Origin of the sequence: Clostridium sp. AM58-1XD (assembly GCF_003464085.1) — a bacterium.
Lineage (GTDB): Bacteria > Bacillota > Clostridia > Lachnospirales > Lachnospiraceae > Lachnoclostridium_A.
Map to the genome: position 1 here is coordinate 16,249 of NZ_QSDR01000041.1, position 18,330 is coordinate 34,578.

General features: G+C 48.2%; 19 protein-coding genes and 1 pseudogene. 15 read left to right on the top strand and 5 right to left on the bottom strand.

Going from position 1 to position 18,330, the window contains the following annotated elements; genetic code table 11:
• Positions 1–2: 2 nt before the first annotated feature.
• From nuoF to DXA13_RS18480, 4 genes are read right to left on the bottom strand one after another with little or no spacing between them, the layout of a single operon-like run.
• A complete protein-coding gene (nuoF, locus tag DXA13_RS18465) occupies positions 3–1,790 on the bottom strand; it encodes an NADH-quinone oxidoreductase subunit NuoF (protein ID WP_118246516.1) in 1,788 nt (595 codons plus the stop codon).
• Positions 1,791–1,802: 12 nt separating this feature from the next.
• Complete coding sequence (locus DXA13_RS18470) at positions 1,803–2,180, bottom strand: (2Fe-2S) ferredoxin domain-containing protein (protein ID WP_118246517.1); 378 nt, start codon at positions 2,178–2,180, stop codon at positions 1,803–1,805.
• Between the two features lie 24 nt (positions 2,181–2,204).
• The gene (locus DXA13_RS18475; protein ID WP_118246518.1) at positions 2,205–2,762 is read right to left on the bottom strand and encodes an ATP-binding protein; all 558 of its coding nucleotides are present in this window, start codon (positions 2,760–2,762) and stop codon (positions 2,205–2,207) included.
• Positions 2,763–2,765: 3 nt separating this feature from the next.
• Complete coding sequence (locus DXA13_RS18480) at positions 2,766–3,260, bottom strand: NAD(P)H-dependent oxidoreductase subunit E (RefSeq protein WP_118246519.1); 495 nt, start codon at positions 3,258–3,260, stop codon at positions 2,766–2,768.
• Between the two features lie 244 nt (positions 3,261–3,504).
• Here DXA13_RS18480 and DXA13_RS18485 point away from each other — a divergent pair, with 244 nt between their 5' ends.
• The 8 genes from DXA13_RS18485 to DXA13_RS18505 all read left to right on the top strand — a co-directional run bounded on the left by DXA13_RS18485 (position 3,505) and on the right by DXA13_RS18505 (position 6,880).
• A complete protein-coding gene (locus DXA13_RS18485) occupies positions 3,505–3,840 on the top strand; it encodes a DRTGG domain-containing protein (RefSeq protein ID WP_118246520.1) in 336 nt (111 codons plus the stop codon).
• A gap of 9 nt (positions 3,841–3,849) precedes the next feature.
• Positions 3,850–4,272: an ATP-binding protein gene (locus DXA13_RS18490; RefSeq protein ID WP_118246521.1), complete on the top strand. Its 423-nt coding sequence runs from the start codon at positions 3,850–3,852 to the stop codon at positions 4,270–4,272.
• Positions 4,272–4,766 carry a [Fe-Fe] hydrogenase large subunit C-terminal domain-containing protein gene (locus DXA13_RS23320; protein WP_347559921.1) on the top strand — a complete coding sequence of 165 codons (495 nt, stop codon included), beginning with the start codon at positions 4,272–4,274 and terminating at the stop codon, positions 4,764–4,766. Before DXA13_RS18490 ends, DXA13_RS23320 begins: the two co-directional genes overlap by 1 nt.
• Positions 4,767–4,768: 2 nt before the next feature.
• The gene (locus DXA13_RS23325; protein ID WP_347559922.1) at positions 4,769–5,347 is read left to right on the top strand and encodes a [Fe-Fe] hydrogenase large subunit C-terminal domain-containing protein; all 579 of its coding nucleotides are present in this window, start codon (positions 4,769–4,771) and stop codon (positions 5,345–5,347) included.
• Entirely contained in the window at positions 5,308–5,517 is a 210-nt protein-coding gene (locus DXA13_RS23330; protein WP_347559923.1) for a (Fe-S)-binding protein, read from the top strand. The genes DXA13_RS23325 and DXA13_RS23330 overlap by 40 nt, the downstream gene beginning before the upstream one ends.
• Complete coding sequence (locus DXA13_RS23335; protein ID WP_347559924.1) at positions 5,456–5,704, top strand: hypothetical protein; 249 nt, start codon at positions 5,456–5,458, stop codon at positions 5,702–5,704. Before DXA13_RS23330 ends, DXA13_RS23335 begins: the two co-directional genes overlap by 62 nt.
• 14 nt (positions 5,705–5,718) lie before the next feature.
• Complete coding sequence (locus tag DXA13_RS18500; RefSeq protein ID WP_118246522.1) at positions 5,719–6,060, top strand: hypothetical protein; 342 nt, start codon at positions 5,719–5,721, stop codon at positions 6,058–6,060.
• 70 nt (positions 6,061–6,130) lie between these two features.
• Entirely contained in the window at positions 6,131–6,880 is a 750-nt protein-coding gene (locus tag DXA13_RS18505) for a PHP domain-containing protein (protein ID WP_118246523.1), read from the top strand.
• A 107-nt stretch (positions 6,881–6,987) separates the two neighbouring features.
• Here DXA13_RS18505 and DXA13_RS18510 read toward each other — a convergent pair whose 3' ends face one another.
• Complete coding sequence (locus DXA13_RS18510) at positions 6,988–7,893, bottom strand: LysR family transcriptional regulator (RefSeq protein WP_118246524.1); 906 nt, start codon at positions 7,891–7,893, stop codon at positions 6,988–6,990.
• 190 nt (positions 7,894–8,083) lie between these two features.
• Between DXA13_RS18510 and DXA13_RS18515 the strand changes: the two genes are divergently transcribed.
• The 7 genes and pseudogenes from DXA13_RS18515 to DXA13_RS18545 all read left to right on the top strand — a co-directional run bounded on the left by DXA13_RS18515 (position 8,084) and on the right by DXA13_RS18545 (position 18,209).
• Positions 8,084–9,412, top strand: a complete 1,329-nt coding sequence (locus DXA13_RS18515) for an enolase C-terminal domain-like protein (RefSeq protein ID WP_118246525.1) — start codon at positions 8,084–8,086, stop codon at positions 9,410–9,412.
• Positions 9,413–9,660: 248 nt separating this feature from the next.
• Positions 9,661–11,013 carry an enolase C-terminal domain-like protein gene (locus DXA13_RS18520; protein ID WP_347559925.1) on the top strand — a complete coding sequence of 451 codons (1,353 nt, stop codon included), beginning with the start codon at positions 9,661–9,663 and terminating at the stop codon, positions 11,011–11,013.
• A gap of 22 nt (positions 11,014–11,035) precedes the next feature.
• Positions 11,036–11,533 carry a tripartite tricarboxylate transporter TctB family protein gene (locus DXA13_RS18525; protein ID WP_118246527.1) on the top strand — a complete coding sequence of 166 codons (498 nt, stop codon included), beginning with the start codon at positions 11,036–11,038 and terminating at the stop codon, positions 11,531–11,533.
• A gap of 77 nt (positions 11,534–11,610) precedes the next feature.
• Positions 11,611–13,052, top strand: a pseudogene (locus tag DXA13_RS18530) (tripartite tricarboxylate transporter permease).
• Between the two features lie 110 nt (positions 13,053–13,162).
• The gene (locus DXA13_RS18535) at positions 13,163–14,206 is read left to right on the top strand and encodes a tripartite tricarboxylate transporter substrate binding protein (RefSeq protein ID WP_118246528.1); all 1,044 of its coding nucleotides are present in this window, start codon (positions 13,163–13,165) and stop codon (positions 14,204–14,206) included.
• 343 nt (positions 14,207–14,549) lie between these two features.
• Positions 14,550–15,923: a UxaA family hydrolase gene (locus tag DXA13_RS18540; RefSeq protein WP_347559926.1), complete on the top strand. Its 1,374-nt coding sequence runs from the start codon at positions 14,550–14,552 to the stop codon at positions 15,921–15,923.
• 357 nt (positions 15,924–16,280) lie between these two features.
• On the top strand, positions 16,281–18,209 hold the full coding sequence (locus tag DXA13_RS18545) for a sigma 54-interacting transcriptional regulator (protein ID WP_118246529.1): 1,929 nt from the start codon (positions 16,281–16,283) through the stop codon (positions 18,207–18,209).
• Positions 18,210–18,330: the final 121 nt, after the last annotated feature.

Genomic DNA, 18,330 nt, shown 5'->3' on the forward strand with positions numbered 1-18,330 from the left:
CATTACTGTTTATAAATTGCACCGAACTTACATTTCTCCATACAGGCGCCGCACTTGATACATTTTTCCTGGTCGATGACATGAGGTGTGCGCACAGAACCGATGATAGCGTTGTTCGGACAGTTGCGGGCACAAAGCGTACAGCCCTTACATTTTTCTGCATCAATATGGTAGGAGAGGAGTGCCTTACAGACTCCGGCAGGACATCTCTTTTCCTTGATATGCGCTTCATATTCCGGACGGAAGTAACGGAGCGTGGAAAGCACCGGATTCGGAGCGGTCTGACCAAGAGCACAGGCGGAACTTTCCTTAACGTAGTAGCAGAGTTCTTCCAGCTTATCCAGATCTTCCATGGTAGCCTGACCTTTTGTAATCTTTGTCAGGATTTCCAGCATACGTTTCGTACCGATACGGCAGGAGGTACACTTGCCGCAGGATTCTTCTACAGTGAATTCCAGGAAGAATTTGGCGATATCCACCATACAGTCATCTTCATCCAGTACGATGAGTCCGCCGGACCCCATCATGGAACCGATGGAGATCAGATTGTCGTAGTCGATCGGGATATCAAAGTGTTCAGCCGGGATACATCCGCCGGAAGGACCGCCGGTCTGAGCCGCCTTGAATTTCTTTCCATTCGGGATACCGCCGCCGATTTCTTCAATTACTTCACGGAGAGTGGTGCCCATCGGGATCTCAACAAGGCCTGTATTATGTATTTTTCCGCCTAAAGCGAATACCTTTGTTCCCTTCGATTTCTCGGTTCCCATAGAAGAAAACCAATCGGCTCCGTTTAAGATGATCTGCGGGATGTTGGCATAAGTTTCTACATTATTTAAAATAGTAGGCTTTCCGAAAAGCCCCTTCTGAGCCGGGAACGGAGGTCTTGGACGGGGCTCGCCGCGGTTGCCTTCGATGGATGTCATCAGGGCTGTTTCCTCGCCGCAGACGAATGCACCGGCGCCAAGCCTTAAGTCTACATCGAAATCAAAGCCTGTTCCGAAAATATCTTTGCCGAGAAGTTCCATCTCTCTGGCCTGTGCAAGTGCGATCTGGAGGCGTTTCACTGCGATCGGATATTCTGCACGAACATAGATATATCCCTGATTGGCGCCGATTGCATAACCGGCAATAGCCATGGCCTCTAAAACGGCATGAGGATCGCCTTCCAGAATGGAACGGTCCATAAAAGCACCAGGATCGCCTTCATCGGCGTTGCAGCAGACATATTTCTGATCTGCGTCATTGCCCTTGGCCAGCTTCCACTTAAGTCCGGTCGGGAATCCGCCGCCGCCGCGTCCGCGGAGACCGCTGTCCATCAGGCATTTGATTACGTCGTCAGGAGTCATTTCCGTAAGAACTTTTCCCAGAGCGGCATAGCCGCCTGTACCGATATATTCTTCAATAATTTCAGGATTAATGATACCACAGTTTCTCAGAGCGATTCGGTGCTGTTTCTTATAAAAGTTCGTATCGGCCAGAGCCTTTACTCCGGTAGGCGTAACAGTCTCTTGGTAAAGGAGGCGCTTTACAACGCGGCCCTTCAGCAGATGTTCCGTAACGATTTCAGGAATATCCTCTACCTTAACCATGGAATAGAAGGTAGCATCCGGATAAATGATCATAATCGGGCCCAATGCGCAGAGTCCGTGGCATCCTGTCTGAACAACAGCCACTTCATCCTTCAGGCCCTGATTTTCAATTTCTTCTTTCAGTGTCTCAATAATCTTCTGGCTTCCGGAGGAAGTACATCCAGTTCCGCCGCAGACTAATACGTGTGAACGATACATTGCGAGTCCTCCTTATTTAATATCTTCTGCTGCCAGAGTGTAATTTTCAACGACATGGCCGCCGATCAGATGTCTTTCCACGATTTCTGCAGCCTTTTCAGGGTTCATCTTTACATAGGTGACTTTAGGTTTCCCCGGTTCTATAACTTCTACGATTGGCTCGTACTGGCAGAGCCCGATACACCCTGTCTGTGTAACGGAAACCTTGCCTGTCAGTCCCTTTTCCTGAACGAGATTGGAAAGGGCAGTGAGCACAGGCCGTGCTCCGCTGGCTATGCCGCATGTGGCCATGCCGACAACGACGCGTGTTTGTGTATGATCTTCCGCGCGCATGCTCACCTGGTTCTGCATCTTATCGCGGATTGCTTTTAACTCTTCAAGAGATTTCATATTTCCTCCAATCCGGGCAGTGTCCTAGAAGACTGCCCCGTCATCAGTTTCTGTTTTGTTTTCACTGAGATAGTCCATGATATATTCGGATATTTCCGGAGTATCGAAGGGGACATTCCCCAGAATCTCCCGGAATTGTCTTGTATCCAGCGTAAATGTTTTGCTGTTGTAACGGTATGTGTAACAGAAGTCGGTCTCAGGATGATAGACGATCAGGGTATGTATCGTGGAAGAGATATCTCCCAGAGGCATCCGGTCGATATGGGAGAGGACAAAAACGGCGGTTACTGTCGTTCCTTTCCCCGGTTCGGATTCAATTGTAAAACTCCCTCCCGTGCTCTCTGCGGCGTATTTAAAAAACGGTACGCCAAGCCCGACCTTTCTTGTGGTACGGGTTGTAAAAAACGGGTCTGTCACGTGCTCCACCTGTTCGCGTGTCATACCGCAGCCATTGTCTTCGATGGCAACAGTCAGGCGGTCGGCGGCGGTATCAGCTTCCACCCGTATATTTACGAGAGAAGCGCCGGCCCTGGTGGAATTTTCTGCTACATCCAGAATGTTCAGCGAAATTTCAGTCATCATAGGCTATTGATATTTTGCCAGGATTCCGGGAATCTGATCCGGTGTCAGGCGGCCGTATACCTCGTCGTTAATCATCATGACAGGGGCGAGTCCGCAGGCTCCGACACAGCGGCAGGAATCCAGAGAGAACTTGCCGTCAGGTGTACACTGACCGTTGGTAATTCCCAGAAGTTCTTCCAGTTTTGCGAAGATTTCTCCTGAACCTTTCACGTAACATGCCGTTCCGAGACAGACAGAAATCTGATAACGTCCCTTTGGCTGAAGGGCGAACTGGGCATAGAATGTGGACACACCGTAGATTTTTTCCAGCGGTATTCCTGTTTCGTCAGAAATCATGGTCTGAACCTCGATCGGAAGATAGCCGTAAATATCCTGTGCTTTCTGCATGATCGGCATCAGGCAGCCTTTGGAATCTTTGAGGCTGGCAATGGTTTCCTTTAAGGCCATTTCCTGCTCTTTTGTTCCGCGAAAGGGAACGCTTTGTGCTTTACAAGCCATGGTTTGAACCTCCTCAATTAAGTCTTGGACTTATGCAATATATGACCCCATTCTATCATAGTGTCAAACAAAAATCTACATAAAAAACAAAGTTGTTATTAAAATAACAATAGGTTTCTGTTGATAATTACTATATGAAATGATATTCTTATGATATGTCATTAGTAGTTTTGTGCGATTTTACTAACACGTGGTATTTGTATTTACAGGCAGGAAGAGATTGAGAAGGGAGACTCATGGAATTATGACGGTGGCAGATATTCAGAGTGTATTAGATGCTAAGGTGCTTATGGGGGAAGAGCAGCTTTCAGGGGAAGCGGGGAGCGTTTACAGCTCCGATATGATGAGCGACGTGCTGGCTTATGCCGAAGATCACAGCGTCCTTGTGACAGGTTTGTGCAATCCTCAGGTAATCAGGACGGCAGAGATGCTGGATATGGCATGCATCATCTTCGTCAGAGGAAAAGTGCCGGATGAACAGATGTGCAAATTGGCAAAAGAGCGGGATATGGTGATTCTTTTAACGAGCTCATCCATGTTTACGACGTGCGGACTTCTGTATCAGGCGGGATTGAGGTGATTTGGAAAAATGGATAACGAGATAATTCTGGAGTATGAAATTTCGCCGGATGATTTTACCCGTGCAGGAGAGGCGAGCAGCGATGTTAAAAGCAAGCTGAAGCAGATCGGAGTCAGTCCGGAGGCGGTGAGAAAGGTATCGATTGCCATGTATGAGGGAGAAATCAACATGGTGATTCATGCCAACGGCGGAAAAATCACGGTGTCCATCACTCCGGAAAAGATAACGATCATACTGGCGGACGTCGGCCCGGGAATTCCGGATGTGGACCTGGCTATGAAGGCCGGATATTCTACAGCGCCGGATACCATACGGTCGCTTGGCTTCGGAGCGGGAATGGGTCTTCCTAATATGAAGAAATATTCAGATGAAATGAAAATAGAAACGGAAATCGGAGTCGGAACGACAATTACAATGGTGGTGAATTTATAGTGGACAAATTTTATCATTCCGTACATTTGGAACCAGCCCTGTGCCGGGGCTGTATAAACTGTATTAAACGATGCCCGACCCAGGCCATACGGGTCCGCGGCGGAAAAGCTCAGATTAATAAGAAGTTCTGTATTGACTGCGGGGAGTGCATCCGTGTATGTCCCCACCATGCCAAGCAGGCGACATATGACAAACTGGATGCGATCAAGCAGTATGAATATACGGTGGCGCTGCCGGCGCCGTCCCTTTACAGCCAGTTCAATAATCTGGACGATGTCAATATCGTTCTCAACGCACTGCTGCTTATGGGATTTGACGATGTTTTTGAAGTCAGCGCAGCGGCGGAACTGGTGTCGGAAGCGACGCGGGAATACATATCTACTCATGAAGACGATCTGCCGATCATCAGTACGGCCTGCCCTTCTGTCGTCCGGCTGATCCGCGCCAGATTCCCGAATCTGATTCCACACCTTCTGCCGATCAACCTCCGGTAGAAGTGGCTGCCTGTCTGGCTGTACAGAAGGCGCTGGAAAAGACGGGGCTGCCCAGGGAAAAAATCGGAATCTGTTTCATATCCCCGTGCCCGTCAAAGGTGACTTACGTAAAGGCACCTTTAGGTACGGAAAAGAGTGAGATCGACCACGTGATGGCGATTAAGGATATCTACCCTCATCTTCTTTCTTATATGAAGGCAGTGGGAGAAGAGCCGAATGAGATCGGTACGTCAGGAAAGATCGGTGTCAGCTGGGGCAGGAGCGGCGGCGAGGCCGGAGGCCTCTTCACGGAGAGCTATCTGGCTGCCGACGGAATCGAAAACGTGATCAGGGTATTGGAAGATCTGGAAGACCAGAAGTTTTCCAGCCTGCAGTTTGTAGAGCTGAATGCGTGTAACGGAGGATGCGTCGGCGGAGTGCTTACGGTGGAGAATCCCTACGTATCGGCTGTGAAATTAAAGCGGCTCAGGAAGTATATGCCTGTAGCGAGAAGCCATATGGATGAAGAAAAAGCGGAAAGCTTATGCACTGGACCTCCGATGTGGCATTTGAGCCGGTATTCAGCCTTGGTTCCACCATGATGGAAAGCTTTGCCAGGCTGAACCAGGTGGAACGCCTTGTTAAAAAGCTGCCCGGACTGGACTGCGGTTCCTGCGGCGCGCCCACATGCAAGGCGCTGGCGGAAGATATTGTACGGGGGGGAAGCGAGAGAGGAAGACTGTGTCTATCAGCTGAAAGACAGCCTGCATAAGCTTTCTGTTGAAGCGGCCGCTCTGGTGGATGATATGGCGGAAGGCATGCGGGGAGAAAAAGAGACGCTCCGGCTTCTGGAAAAGTATGTTCAGAAATTCTCAGAGGATATGGCGAAGCTGGACAAAGACAACAATGAGAAGGACGGAAAAGAGAAAGACGGAAAAGACAGGGACGGCAAAGATTAAGAGGAGAGTGGGACATGACAGTTAAGGAACTTGCAGATTCTGGAATATTCCGGACAGTGAATCCGGGAGACGATGAAAACAGGAAGATTGAGTCCGTATTCTGCTGTGACCTTCTGAGCATCGCCATGGGGCGCGCGCCTTCAGGCTGTGCATGGGTTACGGTTATGGCCAATATGAATACGCTGGCAGTGGCATCCCTTGCAGATGCGGCATGTGTGATTATGGCAGAGGGCGTAAAGCTGGATGAACTATCTTTGAAAAAGGCTGCGCAGCAGGGAATCTACGTGATGGAGACGGATGAACCTGTCTTTGAAGCGGCCCTTAAAATCCATACACGCCGTACCGAGACCGCATAGGGGCCGGCAGGGCGCGGCGGTATGACACGAACACAAATGACTTTTGCTTCGCAGGGAAGGAGGGGAAGCGGTGAACAGTATCTACTATGATTTGCATATTCATTCCTGCGCCTCTCCCTGCGGAGACGATGATATGACGCCTGCCAATATTGTGGGGATGGCTGCTGTAAAAGGCCTGGATGTAATCGCCGTTACAGACCATAATACATGCAGAAACTGCCCTGCCGTTTTGGCGGCGGCAGAGGAGTACGGAATAACGGCTGTTCCGGGCATGGAAATCTGTACAAGTGAGGAAGTACACGCCGTCTGCCTTTTTTCTACTCTCGAAGCGGCGATGGACTTTGATATGTATATCTATGAGCGGCTGCCTGCGATCAAAAACAGGGAAGATATCTTTGGGAGGCAGGAGATTTACAATTGCCAGGATGAGAAGTGCGGAACGATTGAGAAACTGCTTATCAATGCATGCAGCGTATCCTTCGACGATCTGTGGGATCTGGTGCGTTCCTACGAAGGCGTGATGTTTCCCGCTCATATTGACAAGAACGCCAACAGTCTGATCAACAACCTGGGCTTCATTCCTCCGGACAGCCGGTTTAAGACGGCGGAAGTCCATGACTTAAAGAAGCTTCACGGTCTGAGAACGTCCAACCCCTATCTGAACAGCTGCCGCATCATCAGCAATTCCGACGCTCACTATCTACCCGATATCAAAGAGCCGGAATTGACCATTGACGTAGAGGAAAACAGCATAAAAAGGATCGTGGAAGCACTGGGAGCACAGAGAGTACAGAAAACTCTCGATTTGCAGAGGATATGAGAAAGGCGAAACCGGCCATGCCATTATTAACAGATGCAGTGACTTGGCCACCGCCTCGGAACGGAATCTGTTAATAATGGCATGGCCGGTATTTCTAATACCCTCTATCAAATCGAATTCCAGAAATGGACGGCGAGATCGATAAAATCACGGGCGGCCTTCGTAAGGTACGCCCCCTTTTTATAGGTAGCGGCCAGTTCCCAGGTGGGGTGGGACGGGAGGCGGAAATAGGCTACATATTCCTCCTCGGTCGCATAAGTTTCCGGTATGATGGTGCAGCACATATTGTTTTTAGCCATGGTATGCAGCGTGCGGTTGCTGGCAGTCTCAAACAGGATGGTAGGCCGGAAACCTGCCTCTTTAAACAGAGGATCGATAATGCCCCTCATTGTGGAGTCCTTGAACATCAGCACAAAACGTTCGTGCTTAAAATATTCTAAATCAATGACGGTATAAGGTTTTCCAGGAGCGCTGGCATGGCGTGCCATCGGATGGCTCCTGGGAATTCCAAGAAGCAGCTCTTCATCCTTGATATGAATATACTCATCTCCGCTCTTATCACCATCCGATACAGTAACAAATCCAAGGTCGAGATAACCTTTTGAGATCATGGATACCTGCTTTTTAACGCTGATCTCCAGCGGTTCGATGGTCAGCTGGGGATAGCGCTTATAAAATTCAGGATAGATGCCGACAAACATGCTCAGGCCTCTTTCGGGAGTCAGTCCGACCCGGAGGTGGCCTATTTTGTTGTCTGCCATATCGTTCAGAATGTTGTAGGCTTCCTGCTTCAACTGGAGCATTTTTCGGGCGTATGATACGTAAACTTTGCCGGCTTCCGTAAGGCGGAAGTCATTTTTAGAGCGGTGAAAGAGCTGTATGCCAAGTTCATTTTCCAGTTTCAGTAGCTGCTGGTTCAGCCCGGACTGGGTGATGTAGAGCTGCTCTGCGGCCCGTGTAATACTGCTTTCTTCAGCTATTTTTACAATGTATTCCAGCTGTTTCAGATCCATAAAGGTACCTTCCTCTCCCCAAATTGATTCGCATAAAATAAGTTTTGTTAAGTTTTTACAGAAGTTTAATTAATTTGACTAAGTTATATTTATTTTATACAATGAGTTTAAGAAAAAAACAAGAGAAATTGTTGAAAAAAACAATATGTTAAATTTTTTTCATTTTAAATCATAGGAAGGGAGCAAAAAAATGACACCAGTTATTACAAAAATGGAAGTTTTTCCGGTGGCAGGAAAGGACTGCATGGAGCTGAATTTAAGCGGCGCCCATTCTCCATTCTTCACAAGAAACATTGTGATTCTGCATGCTGACAACGGTGAAACCGGCGTAGGAGAAGTTCCAGGAGGACAAAAGATCACAAAAGCATTGGAAGAATGTATTCCGTTGGTAGTAGGAACGAAAATCGGGGAATATAAAAGCACGTTGTTAAAGGTGAAACATCATCTGGATTCCAAAGGGGAAGAGGATGTGAGAGGAAACCAGACATTTGATCTCCGCACAGGCGTCCATGTGCTGACTGCAATCGAAGCTCCGTGCCTGGATCTTCTTGGAAAACACCTTGGCGTTCCTGTATGTGAGCTCCTGGGAGACGGACAGCAGAGGGATCGTGTGAGAATGCTCGGCTATCTGTTCTTTGTAGGAGACAGAAATAAAACAGACCTTCCTTATGACGAAGAACCGAATGCAGAATGTGAATGGTATAGAATCCGTCATGAAGAGGCGCTTACTGCCGACAAGATCGTGGCATTCGCAAGAGCGACCCGGGAAAAATATGGATTTCAGGATTTCAAGCTGAAGGGCGGAGTCCTTCCAGGCAATCAGGAAATGGGTGTAATCCGCGCGCTGAAGAAGGAGTTTCCAGAGTCGAGGATCGATCTCGACCCAAACGGCGGATGGCTTCTGGAAGAGGCTGTGGAGTATGTGAAGGGAATGCAGGGAATTCTTACATACTGTGAAGATCCGTGCGGAGCAGAAGGCGTGTATTCAGGAAGAGAAATTATGAGCGAGTTCAGACGCCGCACCGGTTTCCCTACGGCGACCAATATGATCGCTACAGACTGGAGAGAAGTTGGTCATGCACTGGAATCTCAGGCAGTGGATATCATCCTGGCAGATCCGCATTTCTGGACCATGAGCGGTTCAGTGAGAGTAGCTCAGATGTGCCATGACTTCGGTTACACATGGGGAAGCCATTCCAATAATCACTTTGATATTTCTCTTGCCATGTTTACACAGGTCGGAGCGGCAGTTCCAGGCGAATACAATGCGTTAGATACCCACTGGATCTGGCAGGAAGGTCTGGAAAGGCTGACGAAAGAACCGCTTCAGATCGTAGACGGCTGCGTGGAAGTTCCGAAGAAACCTGGTCTGGGCATCGAGGCGGATATGGATCAGATCAGGAAAGCACATCAGCTGTACATGGATCACTGCCTCGGCGGAAGAGACGACGCCATAGGCATGCAGTATCTGATTCCGGGATGGAAATTCGATCCGAAGAAGCCGTGCCTGGTAAGATAGAAGGTTTCCTTGGCAGACGCTGTGAAAAAAGAATAAAGCGCTGCCGCCGACACCAGATGGAGTGACTTGGCCACCGCCTGGAACGGAATCTGGTATCGGCGGCATGGCAGATTCACTTTGACAGCGCCCGGCAATTAGAGTTCCTTATAGAAGCAATCAATATTACCAATTGGATTATAAAAAACTCCCATGTTAGAATATGTACAGCAAATTTGTGCAGAACGACAAAGAAAAGGGGAAGCAATATGATGGAACGTAAAGGAACACCAATCGTAACAGATATGCAGGTGATACCGGTAGCCGGCTATGACAGCATGCTGATGACACTCAGCGGAGCACACGCTCCATGGTTCACCAGAAACCTTGTTATTTTAAAAGATGACGCCGGTCATACGGGAATTGGGGAAATTCACGGAGGAGACTATACTTGTGAAGCACTGAAAAGCTGCGCGCCTCTCGTGGTCGGAAAACAGATTGGTACGTACCGTTCCATTCTGGACGCCATTCACAAATCGGCAAAGCGCGCCGAGGAGGATGACGGAGAGGGAATCCAGACGCTGGACATCAGCAAACTGAAGTTTGTTGTAAAGGCGGAATGGGCAATTGAATGCGCTCTGCTGGATCTTCTGGGACAGTATCTGGACCTTCCGATGTGCGAGCTGTTAGGAGACGGTAAACAGAGGGATAAGGTAGAGACTCTTGGATATTTATTTTACGTGAGCGACAGGCGGAAGGCGACAGGCAGTCTGCCATACATAGATGAATCAGACAGCAATGACAGATGGTACAGGCTGCGCCGCCAGGAAATGCTCACTCCTGACAGGATCGTAGAACAGGCTCAGGTGCTCAATGAAAAATACGGTTTCAGAAACTTTAAATTAAAGGGAGGCGTGTTAAAGGGAGCGGAGGAAATGGAAGCGATCAAAGCCTTGAAAAAGGCATTTCCATCCGGCCGCATCAACATCGACCCCAACGGAGCATGGAGCCTTAAGGAAGCGGTTGAAATCTGCCGGCCGATGGAGGGAATTCTCACATACGTAGAGGATCCGTGCGGCCCGGAGGCAGGCTTTTCAAGCAGAGAGGTGATGGCAGAATTTAAGAACTCGGTAAATCTTCCCGTTGCCACCAATATGATAGCAACCGACTGGAGACAGTTTTACCATGCGGCGGCACTTAAATCTGTGGATATCGTTCTGGCAGACCCTCATTTCTGGGGATTCGGCGGAAGCGTCCGTATAGCGCAGATCTTAAACGACTGGGGCCTGACATGGGGAAGCCATTCCAATAACCATTTCGACATTACTTTGACAGCATTTGCCCATGTGGCTGCAGCGGCTCCGGGAAATCCCACAGCGCTTGACACTCACTGGATCTGGCAGGACGGACAGAATTTATTAAAAGATACTCCGCAGATTGTAGATGGTTACCTTCAGGTACCGGATAAGCCGGGTATGGGCGTAACCATTGATATGGAAAAAGTTATGGAAGCAAACGCATTGTATAACAGCCTTCCGTCTCATGACAGAGATGACGCGATGGCTATGCAGTACCTGATTCCAAACTGGAAATACGACTGCAAAAAACCTGCGCTCGTCAGGTAAAAGAAAGAAAAGGGGAAAAAATATGTTTATTAAAAAGTATGGAGACATAATCGTCGGTCTGTTCTTTATGATTTTATCGGCCGGTATGATGGTTATGGCTAAGATGCTTCCGAAATCAACGGTTATGGATATCGGCCCGGATTTCATGCCAATGTGTATCGGAGTTCTTACCTTCATTCTGGCAGCGGCCCTCGTATTTTTAAACGTTAAAAATAGAAAGGACCGCATTGTTCAGGCGGAAGCAGAAGGAAAAGACAATTTGGATTATAAGCGCGTGCTTACGAGCTTTATCATCATTCTGGTTTATGTATTTATCCTTCAGCCTATAGGTTTTATCATTTCAACAATTGTTTATCTGCCGATCCAGATGTTCATTCTGGCGCCGTCAGACAGGAGGGGAAAAAAGGATATCGTTCACCTGACCGTGCTTTCGGTTATATTTACCTTCGTCGTATTCTTCCTGTTCCGCTACGGATTCAAGATTGTGCTTCCGGCAGGTATCTTTACGATTAACTTATAGGGGGGAAAACTATGAATGCTTTAGCATCTTTAGGAAATGCGTTTGTTAGTATCTGCCATCCGATGTCGTTGCTGCTCATGGCAGCAGGCGTGGCAGTTGGTATTATTTTCGGTTCCATTCCGGGACTTTCCGCAGCAATGGCAGTTGCACTTTTTCTGCCGCTGACGTTCAGCATGACGCCTTCTATCGGCATGAACCTGCTGGTAGCCGTTTACATTGGAGGTATCTCCGGCGGTCTGATCTCTGCGATCCTGCTGAATATGCCGGGTACGGCTTCATCGATCGCCACCTGTTTTGACGGACACCCCATGGCTAAGAAAGGGGAGGCAGGAAAGGCTCTTGGATATGGTATCGTATTCTCATTCCTGGGCTCCGTATTCTCATTTATTATTCTGACATTCTGTGCGCCGCTACTGGCAGATATCGCATTGAAATTTACACCGGCGGAGAACTTCGGAATTTCCTTCTTTGCACTGACCATGGTGGCAGTACTGGCTTCCGGTTCTATGGTAAAGGGCGTTCTGGCCGGTATGCTGGGCCTGATTTTCGCGCTGGTAGGAATGGCACCGATCGACGGTACACCTAGGTTTACATTTGGAAACAGCTCCCTGATGGCTGGTTTTGATACGCTTCCAACTTTGATCGGTATCTTCGCTATTTCAGAAATCCTGATTACCGCAGAGTCCATGGGAAATGGAAAGCTGGAAACGATCAAGATGAAACCGGTAAAGGGCTTTGGATTTACATGGAAGGAATTCGTTTACCAGCTTCCGAATGCTCTCCGTTCCGCACTCATCGGTACAGGAATCGGCATTCTTCCCGGTATCGGAGGAAGTACGTCAGGTATGCTTTCTTATGTAACAGCCAAAAACATGTCAAAACATCCGGAAGAATTTGGAAAGGGATGTCCGGATGGGATCGTAGCTACGGAAACGGCGAACAACGCTACAATCGGCGGAGCATGATTCCGCTTCTCGTACTCGGCATTCCGGGAGACGGAGTTACGGCCATGATGCTGGGCGGTTTCCTGATTCATGGACTGTCCGCAGGACCGCTGCTGTTTGTAAAGAATGCAGATGTCGTATATGGAATTTTTGCAGCATGTATGATTTGCAGTCTGTTTATGCTGATTATCGAATTCTTTGGCATTAAGGCTTTTGTACAGTTGTTAAGAGTTCCGAAACACATCCTCATGCCTCTGATTCTGGTGCTGTGCTGCGTAGGAGCATATGCGACAAACAACCGTATTTTCGACGTTCAGTCCATTATCCTGTTCGGCGTTGTCGGATACCTGTATCACAAATTCAGACTGCCGACCACTCCGTTCGTGCTTTGCTTCCTGATTGGAGAAATGGTGGAGACATACCTGCGGCGCGGTATCATGCAGTACAAATCATTTGGAGCATTCTTCAAGAGACCGATTTTCGATGCGTTCTTCTTTATTGCCATCGGAGTTGTGGTATGGTCCATCTATAAAGAATGGAAAATGTACAAGGCAAAGAAACAGGCGGAAGCATAAACTGCCCGTAAATGCTTCATAACCGACAGATTATAAACAGATATCACCTCCTGCCCCGGCTGTGGGCAGGGGTTATATAAAAGGGAAAAAATAAAAAGGAGAATAAAACTATGAAGAAGAAATTGTTAGTAACTGTACTGGCAGCTGGTATGGCACTTAGCCTTGCAGCGTGCGGAGGTAGCTCTGCAGATTCAACAACAGCAGCAAAAGCGGACGGAAATAAAACGACAGAGAGCAAGGCGGAAGGCGGCGCTGCAGAGGGCGGTGCGACAGAATGGAAGCCGGAGACTACGGTTTCTATCGTTGTACCAGCTGGAGCAGGTGGAAATACAGACCTTTCTGCACGTGTATTCGCTGAGTATGCAAAGAAAATGACAGGCGCTGACTTTATCGTTGTCAATGCAAACGGAGCAGCAGGTTCTGTAGCAGCAAACCAGGTTCTGTCAGCAGCTCCAGACGGACACACATTTCTTTACGGACATACACTTGTAAACGTTGCAAATATCGCAGGTGTTACGGATTATAACTATACGGCATTTAAATTAGGCCCGACATTCGCTCTTGATCCGGCACAGCAGTTATATGTAAATCCTGAAAAATATGCGGATTTAAATGCATTCGTGGAAGCAGCAAAAGCAGCCCCAGGACAGTTAAAGGCATGTACAGAGGTTGGCGCATATACATATTATGAACTTCTTGCTTTCGAGAAGGCAGCAGGAATCGACCTCGACCTGGTAGACGTCGGCTCCAACTCAGACAAGATCGCAGCGATGTTATCCGGACAGGTTGACTTAATGCCAGGCGCTTACATCAACTGCAAGGACTATCTGGAAGCAGGACAGTTTGCATGTATCGGCGCTCCGACAGAAGAACGGTACGAATTAATCAAGGACATCCCGACTCTGAAAGAGCAGGGCGTTGATCTTGTATATCCTGACTGTGAGTTCTCCTTCTACTTCCCGAAGGAAACACCGGATGAAGTAATCACATGGTATGAGAATCTCGTTCAGCAGATGACATCTGATCCGGAAGCTCAGGAAGCAATTGCAAAGGTTGAGATGATGCCGAACTACAAGAGCGCGGCAGATTCTGAAAAAGTGGAAGAAGAAATGTACAATACGATCAAGGGAATCGCTGACGAGCTGGTTAAATAATTATACACTCAGCTGAAAAGTTACAAAGAGGGCGCTGTAAAAGTAAAATGATGTATTCTCTTTTGCAGCGCCCTCATTCTATCAAACAGGTATGCGTATGGAACGTGCAGAATCGTGCAGCGGCTTGACGAACAGGCCGGAACAGCTCCTGCAGCTTTCTTTAATGCGGGGAAGCGGGCGCATGACAGTAAGGAGGAAAAAATGGGCAGCCTTTATATATAAAAATTAAAGATGAAGATAATGTGGCGATTGCCGTAAATGAAATAAAAGCAGGAACAGAAGTGATGGAGGGAATCACGGCGCGCATGATATTCCCCAGGCGCATAAAATTGCTCTCTGCGACATAAAAAAGGACAGTCCGGTGATTCGCTACGGAGTAGTTCTGGGATATGCCGTCGACGATATCAGACGGGGAGACTGGATTAATGAATATATGCTGAAGCTCCCTACGCCGCCGGATGTGGACAGCATGGAGTTTGCAACCAATCTTGTAACAGAGCTTCCGGACCCGCCGACAGAGGTATGGGAAGGATATCGCAATCCGAACGGGGGACCGGCCGGGACGAGGAATATTCTTGGAATCAGCACAACGGTGCAGTGCGTGACAGGAGTACTGAATGTTGCCGTAGACAGGATGAAAAAGGAACTTCTTCCAAAATATCCGAATGTGGACGATATCGTTCCGATCAACCATGCATATGGCTGCGGCGTAGCAATCAATGCTCCGGAGGCGGCAATTCCGATCCGGGCTTTAAGAAACCTGGCAAAACATCCGAATTTCGGCGGTCAGCTGATGGTGGTAAGTCTTGGATGTGAAAAGCTTACGGTCGAAAAGCTTCTGGATGAGGCGGACATCACACCGGACAATGTCATTGTACTCCAGGAGCTGACGGGATTTGAGGCGATGATATCCGCCCTCATGGAAATGGCGGAAAAAAAGCTGAAAATACTCAATGAAAGAAAGCGGGAAACGCTGCCGCTTTCCGATCTTCTGATCGGTATGCAGTGTGGAGGAAGCGATGCGTTTTCCGGCGTGACAGCCAATCCCTCAGCCGGGTACGCAGCCGATATGCTGGTCAAAGGGGGAGCGACCGTATTGTTTTCAGAGGTTACGGAGGTTCGTGACGGCGTATATCTCCTGGCGCAGCGGTGTGTAGACGAAAAAGTGGGAAATAAACTGACATCTGAAATGAAGTGGTACGATGACTATCTTTTAAACGGAGAGGTGGATCGAAGCGCCAATCCCACTCCAGGAAATAAAAAGGGAGGCCTTGCCAATATCGTGGAAAAGGCCATGGGCTCCATTGCAAAATCAGGAACATCTCCGATTGTGGAGGTGCTGTCCCCGGCGGAGAAACCGTCAAAACACGGCCTGATCTATGCGGCTACGCCTGCCAGTGATATCGTCTGCGGCCCCTGTCAGCTCGCTTCCGGTATTGGCCTTCAGGTCTTTATGACGGGACGGGGAACACCTTACGGGCTGGCAATTGCACCCGTCATCAAGGTCTGCTCCAGAAATGATATGAAAGAACAGTGGCCTGACCTGATCGACGTAAACGCAGGGCCGGCCGCAACGGGAGAAGCTGGGATATCCGATATCGGCACTCTTTTGTTCAGGGAGATTATCGACGTAGCCAGTGGAAGAAAACAGTCCTTTGCAGAAAAATACAAACTGCATAACGATATGTGCATCTTTAATCCGGCGCCGATCACCTGATGAGTTTTAATACTTTTCACGAGGGTGTTGCAAAAGTCGAATCCGCATTGCCGTCGATACCAGATTTTGTTCCAATCAGTGGACAAGTCATTACATCTGGTATCGGCGGCAATGCTTTATTCCTTTTTGCAACATCCTCGTGGTGATATTTACCGCCATAATAATAACATGTTCTTTATCAACATTTTCTTTATTAAGTGCGTAAATATATAAAAAAACAGGCTGACGATTAAAAATGTAAAATATAATTATATAAATTATCGTAATACCGTTAGTTAAAGAGGACGGATGGACAAGGTTACAAAAGAGGGGTAATATTTTACTGTAAAGGGTGACTTTTAGATAAGGGGGATTTACATGGCGAATATAGGAATTCTTCTGCCAAGGCGGACAATTCTGGAATATGCCAGGCGTGTGGTGGAAACAGACGAACATGCGGATGACATTAAGGTGCTGAAGGTAATCAATGATACGAACGCTGTTATTGAGGCGAGAGAAGCGGTCAAAGAAGGGGCGGAGATCATTCTGGCCAGAGGGTTTCAGGCCGTATGCATAAAGAAAGAGGTCCATGTGCCGGTCATTGATATGCCGCTGACGACACAGGAAATCGGAATGATGATACTCAAGGCAAAGAAACAGCTGAAAAAAGAGTATCCCACCATCGCAATCATCGGCTGGAAGAACATGTTCGGCAATATTGACAGCCTGGGTGAACTGTTCCATTTTCAATTAAAGGTCTACTATGTAGAGGATATGGATGAACCGGTAGAACGGGTGAATCAGGCGATGGCAGAAGGAGCCGACCTGATCATCGGAGGGGTACGGGTGAACCAGCTGGCTTTTGAACGGGGATTTCCTGCACTTTTTTTGGACTGTAAAGAGGATTCCATCAGAGAAGCACTGAAGGTGGCCAGGAGAGTCGGCCATGTCATCGATCTGGAAAAGAGAAATAACGCCCAGCTGGAGACGATTTTTGACACATCCTTCAATGGCATTATCAAGATTAACGGTTACAGGGAAATTGTGGCCGTCAATAAAAATATAGAGGACATCATTGGAAAGGCCGGAGGCGAGGTTGTGGGGTTTCCTGTGGAGACGATACTGGAGGGAATCAGTACGGCGGAGATCGACCGTCTTCTGCTGGGGGAACAGGAGATGTATTCGACCTCCGTCCTTGTGAACCACCAGCTTTTGATGGTAGTAGGCGCACCGATCCGGCTGGAGGAGAGCATCAGCGGCGTGATTCTGACGTGCCACAGAATCCGTCAGACGAATAAAGCGGATGAAAAGCAGAGACAGAGCATCTACATTAACGGTTACATAGCAAAGCGTAATTTCAGCAGCATTTTCAGGAATTCCGCTTCCATGAAGCGGTGCATCGAACTGGCGAAGGCGTATGCCCTTTCTGAAAAGCCGATTCTGATCTGCGGAGAAGCAGGGACAGAGAAGGAAGCTCTGGCAGAGAGTATACACAACAACAGCATTTCCAGGGACGGTCCGTTCATCAACGTGAGCTGTAGTACGATTCTGAAGGAAGATCAGCGGAAGATGATGTTTGGGGAGTATGAGACGGGAAAGATCATGAAGCCGGGCCATCAGGGAAACAGCATTTTTGAAAAGGCGGTATTCGGCACCGTTTTTCTTCAGGATGTGGAATGCCTGTCCAATGAGGTTCAGTATCTTCTGTATAAAGCGGTCAAAGAGCAGATGTATCTTTACGAAGATACGTGGGTAAAACGCCGCCTTTCCCTGCGCGTGATTGCAGCCACATCGAGAGAACTGCTGCTGCTCGTAAATGAAGGAAAATTCAGGGAGGATCTGTATTACCTTCTGAGCACATGGAAGCTGGAGATTCCCCCTGTGAGAAAGGATGAGGGCGATCTGGTCAGAGCAGCCATGCAGTATGTGCAGAAATATGTGGAAATGTATTCCCGCCATATCGAAGTGACAGATGAGGCATATAAGGTACTGAAGGAATATACATGGAACGGCAACCTGATCCAGCTGGAGCATTTCTGCGAGAAAATGATCCTGCTGAACCATAAAAAGAAAATTGATGCCGGCTTTGTGAGAACCCTTCTTCTGGAGACATATGGAATTACCAGAAAGATAGAGGGAGAGGAAAGGGTAGTTATCTTTAAAAATCCGGAAGCCGTAAAAATTGCCGATCTGATGGAACAGTACGGCGGAAACAGGACACAGGTAGCAAAAAAGCTGGGCATCAGCACGACTACCCTGTGGAGAAGAATCAAAAAGTACGGTATTGCACATAATTACGATATTTAAAGGGTAGAAAAAAGAGGATGTTGCAAAAAGGAATAGAGCATTGCCGCCGATACCAGATGTAGTGACTTGGCCACCGCCTGGAACGAAATCTGGTATCGGCGGCAATGCGGATTCGACTTTT